8 protein-coding genes are annotated in these 10,164 nt (G+C 48.2%); 4 read left to right on the forward strand and 4 right to left on the reverse strand.

All coding sequences use genetic code 11. The features are described 5' to 3' along the window. Positions 1-12: 12 nt before the first annotated feature. From QT979_RS18815 to QT979_RS18830, 4 genes are all read right to left on the reverse strand, one after another. Complete coding sequence (locus tag QT979_RS18815; protein WP_333311377.1) at positions 13-678, reverse strand: sugar transferase; 666 nt, start codon at positions 676-678, stop codon at positions 13-15. A 319-nt stretch (positions 679-997) separates the two neighbouring features. Beyond that, positions 998-5,356: a hypothetical protein gene (locus QT979_RS18820; protein WP_333311378.1), complete on the reverse strand. Its 4,359-nt coding sequence runs from the start codon at positions 5,354-5,356 to the stop codon at positions 998-1,000. 387 nt (positions 5,357-5,743) lie between these two features. After that, positions 5,744-5,890: a hypothetical protein gene (locus tag QT979_RS18825; protein WP_333311379.1), complete on the reverse strand. Its 147-nt coding sequence runs from the start codon at positions 5,888-5,890 to the stop codon at positions 5,744-5,746. Between the two features lie 259 nt (positions 5,891-6,149). Continuing rightward, complete coding sequence (locus QT979_RS18830; protein WP_333311380.1) at positions 6,150-6,317, reverse strand: hypothetical protein; 168 nt, start codon at positions 6,315-6,317, stop codon at positions 6,150-6,152. A gap of 273 nt (positions 6,318-6,590) precedes the next feature. On the opposite strand from QT979_RS18830, the gene QT979_RS18835 reads away from it, so the two are divergent. The 4 genes from QT979_RS18835 to cobT all read left to right on the forward strand — a co-directional run bounded on the left by QT979_RS18835 (position 6,591) and on the right by cobT (position 10,083). Then, entirely contained in the window at positions 6,591-7,304 is a 714-nt protein-coding gene (locus QT979_RS18835) for a Crp/Fnr family transcriptional regulator (protein ID WP_190663937.1), read from the forward strand. Positions 7,305-7,393: 89 nt separating this feature from the next. After that, on the forward strand, positions 7,394-7,891 hold the full coding sequence (locus QT979_RS18840) for a universal stress protein (protein ID WP_333215242.1): 498 nt from the start codon (positions 7,394-7,396) through the stop codon (positions 7,889-7,891). Between the two features lie 257 nt (positions 7,892-8,148). Then, on the forward strand, positions 8,149-8,904 hold the full coding sequence (locus tag QT979_RS18845; RefSeq protein WP_333215244.1) for a DUF2232 domain-containing protein: 756 nt from the start codon (positions 8,149-8,151) through the stop codon (positions 8,902-8,904). A gap of 72 nt (positions 8,905-8,976) precedes the next feature. After that, complete coding sequence (gene cobT / locus QT979_RS18850; RefSeq protein WP_333311381.1) at positions 8,977-10,083, forward strand: nicotinate mononucleotide-dependent phosphoribosyltransferase CobT; 1,107 nt, start codon at positions 8,977-8,979, stop codon at positions 10,081-10,083. Positions 10,084-10,164 lie beyond the last annotated feature (81 nt).

A 10,164-nucleotide genomic window follows, 5' to 3' on the forward strand; every position in this document is an offset into this window, starting at 1 on the left:
ACAGCAAGTCTATTAACACGCACCGTTTTTACTGAACACCACCCCAATTGTTTTGCAAATCAGAGTGATGTCGTAGACAACAGACCACTTGCCCTGATAGGCGAGATCCATCTGCACAATATCGTTAAAGTCTTTAACTCCAGACCGTCCGTGGACTTGCCACTCCCCAGTCAGCCCGGGTTTTACATTTAAACGTTGCCAGTGAAAATCGTCATAGGCAGCAACTTCATCAGGAGTGGGCGGTCGAGTTCCCACCAAACTCATGTCACCGACTAACACGTTCCAGAATTGAGGCAACTCATCCAAACTCGTGCACCGCAAAAAGCGGCCGACGCGGGTAATTCGCGGGTCATTTTCATTCTTAAAAATGTGACCCTTGGCTTGGTTGCTAACTAAATGTTTGAGCTTTTCTGCATCGACAACCATCGATCGAAATTTCCACATTCTGAAATGTCGCCCTTGGAAGCTGCAGCGGACTTGACTGTACAGCAGCGGGCCCCGATCGTCCAACAGCATCGCCACTGCCACCGGCACCGCCACCACTGCAGCAATTGCCAGTCCCAGCAGCGAGCCCAAAATATCGATCGACCGTTTTACCTTGCTCGTTACGGATCGATGATGCTGTTGTTTTGATACACAGACTTTGTAAGTAAATACTTGAAAAAATAAGGACAGCATTTCTGATAATGATGATTTCGACGAGGCACCCATCGGAAATTTCATATGATTTCTCTCAACTTTAACGATCTCTTACTTCCATCTTATTAGCCATCCCAAATCTGCAGAACCTGAAATGCTGAGCTTTGCACAATCTTTAAAAAACAATAACCCTTTTATAAAGTTTCTATGTACTTTTTATAAAAACGTATAAATTTTCTGTAAATTCACGTAAATTTACAGAAAAAAGTTAGTCCTGGACGCAAAAAAACCTGGTTTCGACTAGGACTCTTCCCGGAAGACAGGGAGGATTCTACTGAGAAACCGGGTTTTTTGCCGTTTAGCGATAAATATCGGTGCGAACATCCCAAGCAAGTGTTAGCGGCTCTAACAATTTTTGCTGGCTGCTAGAGGCGAGTTTGCCTAAATATTCGCGAACAACAGAGGCGTGTTCGATATTCAAACGATAACCCCGTGAGACATCTTCAAAGAAAAGTGGCTCGGCCAAAATTACTTCCCAATCGGGATTTTGCCTTGACTCCTCGGCCAACAGCATGAAATCTTCCTCCGCAGGCACAAGTCCCGCCGGCAAATTTCCTTCCAAAATCCGCAAAATCCGGGGTTCGCAGGTGCGGGTATTCACGCCCTGCCGTTCCAACAACTGCAAAATTTCTTGAAAGCTCAGAGTTTCCTGGCCCAAAACCTGCATTAATTCCCACAGCAGAAAAAAGTCGCTGTACTGCTGCTGCGACACATCCAAAATGTGAGGATAGAGAGCCAAACTCGCTAACCCGCAGGCGACTCGACCAAATTTTTGGGGAAAATTTGTACTTTGAGATACAGAATTTAATGCAGAATTGTCAATCTCAAAAATATCTCGATCGCCCTGCAATTCCTGGTCTTGAACCACGATCGCATTCGGCAGCTTCTGGCGCAACCAGCGGGCGATCGCAGGCCAAGCACCCATACCCCCGGCACAAATCGCCTGATTGATCCCCGCCGGCGACATTCCCGCGCGACTGAGCAAAGCATTCAATTCGCGGTTCAACTGCTGCACAAAAGGTACTAAAACCAGACTTTCCAAATCTTTGCGCTTCACATCCCAATGCTGCTGACCAATATCCAAAGCAAAACTTTTTTGATGTTGCAAAGTAACTTTTATTTGCCTTGCCGCCTCTAACAATTGCAGGCCAAAAGCAGAACCTTGTAACCGCTGCTGCAATTGATAGCGACTCGGCAAATCTGGATGCCCCGGACGTGGCAAATCGATCGACATTCCCCAAGTTTCATTTTTAACCAACAACTGACAGATAATATCCTGATCGAAAGCCTCGCCCGCAAAACCAAAACTCTGGCAAGTGAAATCAGCACGAGTTAAATCTTGAAGATTGGACGGCAACTCAACTAAAGCTAATTCCACCGTCGCCGCCCCCGCATTCAAAATCAAAGTTCCCCCGCTAAAAGATGAAGCATTCACAGCCAGCGGTGCAGCTTCTTCACCGCCCTTAGCAGAATCCGTGGCTGACGCCTCCACTTCCATGCCATTTTTCACAGGAGTTACAGCAGCAAGCAAAGTGGCGATCGCATCTTCCACCACAAAAATTTGCGAACCAGAAGCCACCAGAGACGCGCCCAAAACGGCCTCCCGCAGATTAAACCGATAAACATCCGACCAGTCGGCCGGAGTCCCCAAAATTACACCCTGCAAGTCTAAAAGCGCCGCATCAAGAGTTTCTGGCGTTAGTCCCGAAGCCCTACAAATTAAATTGGAAACTGGCAATCCTGCAAAATTCGCCCTTGGTGCAGAATCCAAAACTTCCCCTGATTCGGCAAATTTTTGTCCCCGCAAACTCGGATTCAAAGTAGCCAGCAGTGCCCGCACACTTTGCAGCGGCAAGGCGATCGAAACAGCCTGCAAGGGCGACCACTGCAACAGCGGTTCGTACATCCCAGCAGCTTGCCGCTGATAAGGAATGCCCACCTTTAAAGGCAATTTAAAATTTTCCAGTAAAAATTCTCCTGCAGCCAAAGCCTGGGGTCGGAATCCCACCGACTTGACTGTCACCTCTGACCCTGGGCTACCTGGGGCTGTTTGGGCCAACACCGCAGCCGAGGGAATCCGACAACTGGCGTCTGCTGTCCAAGCCTCAGCCTGCGATGCTTCCCAGTAAATTGGGTGCAACTGGCCGCTGGTACGATCGAGCAAAGCCGCAGACAGGCCGCTGGAACCAAAATCAATCCCCAAATACCAGCTAGAACTCCGGCGTTCTGGGGATGGGGCGATCGCACCTGCTGCAGAATGCCCAGCCGAGTCTTGCTGCTGTGTTCCGGCAAACTCGCTAAAATCAGTTTTCCCCTCAACAACCGCTGCTTTACTCTCTGTCGAAATTAGGTTTTTTTTTTGACTTTCTGGAGGACTCGATCGCAGTTCGTTAGTTTCGGCAGTTTCTGGAGGGGGAGAATCACTCAAAGGTCGATCGGTCTCGGTCAAACTAGCCAAAATCTCGTCTAGCGTCAAATTCGATTCGTCTTCCTCAGCAAACAAATCATCCTCAAGTTCGTCTTCCAAAACAAAGGGTTCATCATCAGAGGAGAGTTCCAACACATCGGAGAACAACTCCTCCAGCGTGCCGAGTTCTTCCTCTGCCGCCTCCGCAAAGGGATTGTTTGCAATACCTTCGGGGGAACTCGCCGATAAATCCAAGCTGTTAGCGACTAAGAAATTCGATCGCCCGAAGCTAGTATTTTCCAATCCCTCCAGATTGTAGAGGTCTGCCTCCAAAAGTTCCAGAGTATTGTTGTCCAAATTGAGAGCTCGATCGAGGTCATCTTCTAATGCCTCGACCGGCAGCAAATCCTCATCCGGCGAAGCTTGGATGTACCCATCATCGAGCCGCTGCGAGGATGAGTCGAACTCGCCAGTTTGAACGTCACCGGCACTTGGCACAGCGGGGGTAGCGCTGGGTCGGTGAGGGCTAATTTCTCCAGGCGTTCTCAACGGCAAAGCTGGTGATTGAGGGACTGTAGCGCCGAACTGCTCGCCTTGGTTTTGACCCGTTTCTAGATTTTCTCGATCGTCCCCGTCAAGTTGCACCTCAGCGGTTGAGGGTGGTGCTTCTGAAACTTGAGGTACTGTTGCCACTTGCGGTTCAAATAAATCTGCACTATCTAAAGTTAGAGACTCTACAGAATTCCCCATTACAAAGTCTGAATCTTCATCTACTAAAGTCTCTTCCAGAGATTCGCCTTCATCCAGCAGATTTATAAACAAATCTTCCGTCATTTTTAGCGATCCGGCAGTTTCCTGATCCGTCGCAGCTTGATATTCTACGCCTTCACTTTTGGTCTCAATTACATTATTTTCTATCGGGAAACTTTCGCTTTCTAATTCTACTTCAGGAACCGCTTCTCCCGCAAACAAACTTGCATACAAATCCTCAATCTCTTCTTCGGTTTCTGTTAACCTATTCTCCGATTCACCGCCAGTAAACCGAGTTGCATTTCGAGATATTTCTGCGGTAGAACCCAACAAATTATCTTCCAACTCCGGGAGCAAACCTGGGGATTGAATGCGGTCGCGATCGCGCCTCAACTGTCTGAATTGCGGAGAAATTTCTGTACCGGCGTAGGGAAATCTGTCTTGTTCTCCGAATTCGCCGGTGCGAATTTCCTGCACCGAGTCTCCTGGCTGACTCTCTGCAGCTGAGTGTTCGATCGCAGTATTTGAAGGGGCTGGAGCGACAGGAGATTGATCGGCTGCTGTTGGGGTGACGGTTTCGAGATTATTTGCTAAATCGATCGGCTGTTGAACGTAAGATGAAGCTTCTCGCCCCAACTGTGCAGCTAAGTGGTTGACCAAAGCCGCGAACATCGCCTCGCTCTGCTGGCTCAAACCGTACATATTTTCGAGTTCTTGTCTCAAGGAAGCTTGATAGCTTTGCAGATTTGCTTGCAAAGCCTCGAACACGATAGCCATCCTAGAATCGAGACTCATCAGCAGACTGTCAGCATGAGATTGGAAAAGTTGCATTTGCTCCAACCTCTGACCCGGCGTCAGCAGCGGGTGTTCTTCTGAGGTTTGTCGGTTAAGTGTTACGTCAATAGCCGATTGTTCATCAGGCGCACTGCCCAAAGAGTATGGTGCTGAGATGCTTTGCAATAACTGATTTTCTAGGGAACTGAGAATTTGGGAGAAATCGCTAGCCAAGGTTTCTTCTAAGCGACCAGTCAGTACCTGCAAGAATTCAGCAATAATTTGCTGTTGGTTGGCTTGTTGCTGAGCTAGGGATTGTTGCTGCTGCCGTTTTGCTTCTAGCTGTTTGATTTCTTGAATTAGAGCTTGCTGCTCTTGCCGCAAAGCTTCTATGTCTTCTTGGAGCGGCCCTGTCAGGTTGGAACGCAGGTTGCTGATTTCTCCGGTTACGGCAAGCATGATTTGCTCTGCTGCTGAGGGGCCAGGGGCGGGCAGAGGCACTTTGGGTACTGGAACTGGTTGCGGGCGGACATTTGGGCGGGTGGGGGCCTTTGGGGCCGTTAGCTTTGAGTCTGAGGAAACCAGATAAGCGCGAACTCGCTCTAAAAGTTGGCGCTGGTGGACAGTATCAAGAGAACCCGTCCAAGGCAATCGGGGTGCGGGCTTGCTGAGTACCTCGTCTATCTCAGCAATCAGTGCTTGAATTTTATACTTCTGAGAATTCAAGGGCGGAACCTCTGGGAATGCGGCTTGGGAGAAACTTTACCGACAAAAGACTGAAGTCAGGCGGCAGCGATGCCAATAGATAGAATAATCTGAATGCGAGTCCGTCAATCGATTTTAGATTTTAGATTTTAGATTTTAGATTTAAGCATTGACCGCACGGATAAATTCGGGGGTTCCTTTATCGGATACAGGTTTTTTATTTCTGGACGGATGAATCCGGGGGCTTCTATCCTGGATGCTTTCGGTCAATTATTCACTAATATTTTCTGACAACTGTTAATTAACCTTTTGCCTTCGGAGCGCTTCTATTGCCTATGATAGGTTAGTCGGTACTCCCCCACCAAATGCCCGCTTCTATCAATTCCAAGTGCTTTCAAATTCTGCGACTCAGGGGCGAGTTTCCCTGCCCGGAGGCTGATTCTGCTCGTAAGAGCTGCGATCCAGACGAACTGTTGCCTTCACCTGCTTGAACGGCGGGCCACACAATGTCACCGCGAGTTTCATTAGCATGGTGGTGCGCCAGTGTCTGTTCATTTTTCACCGACTTGGAAAAAACCTCAAACAATTTGCGATTTGGGATACCGATATTCGGAATTGTCCCCGTATGCTGGATTTGAGTAACCTTTAATTATAGCCTATTATCTGTATTCATGGCTAGATACTAATGGTACAATAATCTTGGGGTAGCAGAAAAGTTGGCTGGGAAGTGGGTGGATTTCGCTCGCCAAGAGCGCCTGTCTTTAGGCTCGCAATGGCTGTGGATTTTGCCCCTCGTGCTGACATTGGCCAGGTTCTAGGTAGTTTGGACTTGGGATCTGTCTACGGTGCTTGCAGGCTGGTACTCGTGGATTCTGCCTTCTCGACAGCAGGGCCGAGTGACAACAAATCTCTCAGCAGTGTTAAGCTTGTCTTCGCGAAGTGCTTTCAAAGGTAATTCGATCGGCTCAGTCGTTTGCCACATTGCTAAAATTTTGTTGATAAAATTTGCTCAGTGGTATATATCTAAAAAATTATGGTATATTCTTTAGTTTCTAGCTCCCAATCAGAGCTTGAGGCTATTAATTCCCATATTGAGCCTTTGACCGCAAAACTTTAGAGGTAAAATTGCCGATTTTAGATCCTTGATTTTAGCTCCTTGTTTCTCAAATCTTGAATCTCAAATCGAATGACTCGGCTGCAAGCTATTTGTAACTGCCCAGCGCAGCTCAAGCGCATAAATTAAAATGATGGCCTCATGGAAGACCGCTTTAACACCCGAGATCCGAATTCTAATATAAATCAATTGATAGTTTCTACTCCTTTTTTTGCAGGATTACCCGATCCTGTAATCGAGAGAGCAACTGTCCACATTGTTACCCGCAGTCATCCGTCAAATCAAGTGATTTTACTCGAAAATGACTGGGGAACATCAGTGTATTTTATATTGGATGGTTGGGTGAAAATTCGCACCTACAACCTAGACGGAAAAGAAGTAACACTGAATATTTTAGGGAAAGGAGAATTATTCGGGGAAATGGCCGCGATCGAAGAAGCACCGCGATCGACAGATGTGATCACCCTAGCCCCGACACTGATCGGCAATATGCCATCTCAGGATTTTGTGCAGCTTATTCATACCGAGCCGTTAGCAGGCATTCGGCTAGCTCAACTGATGGCCCGTCGCCTGCGACAAGTCAACCGCCGCCTGCGTTTGCGAGAGTCCGACAGTACCTCGCGAGTAGCAGATATTCTCTTATTTTTGGCAGAGGGGCAAGGCAAAAAAATCCTGGAAACAGGAGGTACAGAAATACCGAACCTGCCACACAGAGAATTAAGCAGCCTCAGCGGGCTGGCCCGCGAAACAGTAACGCGAGTGCTGAGCAAGCTGGAAAAAAAAGGAACTATTCAGCGCGAACGTGACGTTTTGTGCATTCCCGACCTGCACGCCTTAGAGCGTCTGTTAGTCTAGAAGTATCAGAGATTGCTAATTTGAATTAGATTCAAAAGCAATCTCTGTTAACTAACGGATATGAATGATTTCCCGCAGGAGGTAAAGCTGTGAGTTTTAAGAAAATTTTCGCCGCCTTAGATGATTCTGAACTAGGCCACCGGGTCTTCACTCAAGCTTTAGAATTAGCTCTGAACGATCGCGCCCAGGTAATGCTATTTAACTGCGTTACTGTCAGCACCATGGGGGAGACGGCAGTGCCAATTCCGGTAGATTTGGGCATGAATGTCGAGTTAATGGATCAAGCTTATCAAGCTCAACGTTTGCGACTCGAAAGGGAGGAAAAACAGGCTTCGGGTTTGCTGAAAAATTACTGCGACGCCGCAGCAAAACAAGGATTGCAGGTGGAATTTGACTGCAAAATGGACGGCGATCCGGGGCATTGTATCTGTAAATCCGCCGAAACTTGGGGCGCAGATTTAATAGTGTTGGGGAGGCGTGGCCGCACGGGGTTTACAGAAGCTTTCCTCGGCAGCGTCAGCAATTATGTTGTTCACCACGCATCTTGTTCGGTTTTGGTAATCCAGGAAGCCAAAATTGAAAAATAATGCTGCTGAAAATTTAGGCTGAGAAAACCCATCTAAAATAAGACTTGCGTTCCTACCTAAACCCGGTTTCTGGGAGCAATATTAAATTTGGCGGCGAGGCATCCAAACAGTGCAACCGGGAATCAGCCGTATGGGGCGCAAGCCCCGTAAAATCTAAAATCTAAAATCTAAAATCTAAAATCGGAAAATCGGGAATCAGCCGCATGGGGCGCAAGTCCCGTAAAATCTAAAATCTAAAATCTAAAATCTAAAATCGGATGAGTGATTTTTTGTCAGCAGATGCTGCGTCTAATTCGGGTAGTTCACCCAGTACAAATAACGAGTCGCAAACCGCTGATATTGCAGCCATGGCGGGCGATCGTACAAATCCCGATCTGGGGAAGCGCGTCTCTGGGGAAGCACCTTTAAGGCTGGTAGAAACGGCTTTTTTGGCAAGTACCGCTAGCTTAATTTGGCTGGTAAATTATTACTTTCCGCTGGGGCCTTTGCTGCGGGTTTTTTTTCCGATACCCATCGCCCTGGTTTACTTGCGCTGGGGCAACCGAGCAGCTTGGATGGCAGCTTTGGTATCGGGTTTGCTGCTGTCGGTACTGATGGGCCCGACGCGGAGCATTTTATACGTGATGCCTTTTGGAATTATGGGAGTTGCGCTGGGAGGACTTTGGAGGCGCAAAGCGAGTTGGTCACTCTCTGTTAGTGTGGGTGCAGTAATTGGTACTGTAGGCTTCTTTTTTCGGTTTTGGCTGCTGTCAGCGTTGGTGGGTCAAGATTTATGGGTTTACGTAACCGCCCAGGTAACAGAGATGGTGGAATGGGTGTTTGTGAAGCTGGGCTGGCTTAATGTACCGAGTTTGAACACAATTGGGGCGATCGCCGCCGGGATGATTTTGGTTAACAATATTGTTTATTTATTTGTAGTGCATTTAGTAGCTTTGCTGCTATTAGATCGTTTGGGAAATCCAATTCCGCGGCCACCAAGCTGGGTGCAAGTTTTGATCGATTATGAAGAGTAGTTATTGGGAATTGTTGACTGTTGACTGTTGACTGTTGACGGATAACTGATGACTAATAACTAATGACTAACTATGATTGGTATTTATACAGAAATTGAACAGGGGCAGCGATGGCTCGATCGCTATCGGGGACGAAAACCGATATTTGCCTGCGTGTTAGGATTTACCGCTACGGGCTTAATTCCGGGGATTTCAGCAGCAGGAGCAACCCCGCACGATCGACAATTTACTTGTTTGGCTGATGCAGAATTTTTGTATAACGGCCCCCAACCGTCGCCCCAATATCCTTTGCCGCCCCTAGAAGCGGGTGCCTCGCCGGTACTGATATCTCGCGCTGTAGTCGAAGCTTTAGAACTTCCGCTTTACCTATTTAATCCTGGTTTGCCCCTCCCACCTCCCGTACCTGCAATTGACTTAGGCGGCACTCCGGCAAAGTGTCTGATTTCGGGGAATGCTTTAGAACTAGAAACAGTCAAACATTTGCTCGAACAAGGATTAATTTGGGGAGCAAAATTGGCTGCTCAAACTAATGGCAGCTATTTAATTTTAGGGGAGTGCGTAGTTGGGGGAACGACTACTGCTTTGGGCGTGTTAATGGGTTTGGGTATTGCAGCGGCGGGCAAAGTTAATAGTTCTCATCCTCGCTGCAATCACGCTCAAAAATTGGCTGCGGTGACAGCGGGACTCAATAATGCTGAGTGGGAAATTGGCGGACAAAACAGCACTCCCCTGGAATTGGTAGCGGCAGTGGGCGATCCGATGCAAATAGCTGTGGCGGCAATGGCGATCGCCGCGAGTCAGACTTGCGGGGTGCTTCTGGCTGGGGGTACACAAATGCTGGCAGTGTACGCTTTGATGCAAGCCTTAGCCCGTGAATATGATCTAGTATGGCGTCCCAAACAAGTTGCGGTGGGGACTACGCGCTGGGTGGCCGAAGACCCTACAGGAGACACTGTAGGACTCGCTAATGAGATCGGCGGTGTACCTCTGTTGGCGGCGCAGCTAAGTTTTGCTGGATCTCGCTACGCGCAACTGCAAGCTTACGATCGCGGCTATGTTAAGGAAGGTGTCGGTGCGGGAGCGTGTGCGATCGCCAGTGGGTTGACTGCAAATTGGACTCCAACTCAACTCCTCCACGCTGTTGAAGCTTTAGCCTCGCGCTGTGAGATTAAACATTAAGTAGTTGACACTCCCTGTGCTGAAGCAACAGGGATTCTAAAGAAACTACCAAAAGGTAATTCTTGAAGGCGCTGTCAAAAC

The sequence above is a fragment of the Microcoleus sp. w2-18bC1 genome, assembly GCF_036700365.1.
Taxonomy (GTDB): Bacteria; Cyanobacteriota; Cyanobacteriia; order Cyanobacteriales; family Microcoleaceae; genus Microcoleus.

Excerpts from the sequence above, each read along its gene's own strand:
- QT979_RS18815 (WP_333311377.1), bottom strand. The coding sequence starts at position 678 with ATGCTGTCCTTATTTTTTCAAGTATTTACTTACAAAGTCTGTGTATCA.
- QT979_RS18825 (WP_333311379.1), bottom strand. The coding sequence starts at position 5,890 with ATGAACAGACACTGGCGCACCACCATGCTAATGAAACTCGCGGTGACA.
- QT979_RS18830 (WP_333311380.1), bottom strand. The coding sequence starts at position 6,317 with ATGTGGCAAACGACTGAGCCGATCGAATTACCTTTGAAAGCACTTCGC.
- QT979_RS18835 (WP_190663937.1), top strand. The coding sequence starts at position 6,591 with ATGGAAGACCGCTTTAACACCCGAGATCCGAATTCTAATATAAATCAA.
- QT979_RS18845 (WP_333215244.1), top strand. The coding sequence starts at position 8,149 with ATGAGTGATTTTTTGTCAGCAGATGCTGCGTCTAATTCGGGTAGTTCA.
- cobT (WP_333311381.1), top strand. The coding sequence starts at position 8,977 with ATGATTGGTATTTATACAGAAATTGAACAGGGGCAGCGATGGCTCGAT.